This is a genomic window from Sphingobacterium sp. UBA7249 (assembly GCF_002472835.1).
GTDB classification, from domain to species: Bacteria; Bacteroidota; Bacteroidia; order Sphingobacteriales; family Sphingobacteriaceae; genus Sphingobacterium; species Sphingobacterium prati.
In genome coordinates, this window is the sequence record NZ_DKST01000018.1 from 1 (window position 1) to 330 (window position 330).

General features: G+C 39.1%; 1 pseudogene. It reads left to right on the forward strand.

Annotated features, from left to right (window positions below):
- Positions 1–98 precede the first annotated feature (98 nt).
- Positions 99–330 (forward strand): annotated as a pseudogene (locus tag B4A24_RS14435) (acyl transferase); the annotation flags it as partial.

The window sequence follows — 330 nt, forward strand, 5'->3', positions numbered from 1 at the left end:
CAGCAGCAGGCGCTTTATGTTATTCTTACTGTCGGCTCCGGCTTCGCTACTCAATATTTCTAAATTTTAGCTAATTTTGTCCAACAAATTTAAATGCTATGACGAATTGGACGGATTTTCTTGAAATTCAAACGGAAGACGATTTTAATCAACATTGTTTAGAAACTTATCACTTCCAGCTGCAGCATTGTCAGGTCTACCGCGACTATGTTTCGCTAATAGGCAAAGAAAAAAATCAAGTCCAGCACTATACGGACATCCCCTTCCTCCCAATCGAATTTTTTAAAACACAAAAAGTACTGGCTGCCGGAATGACCCCTCAAATTGTAT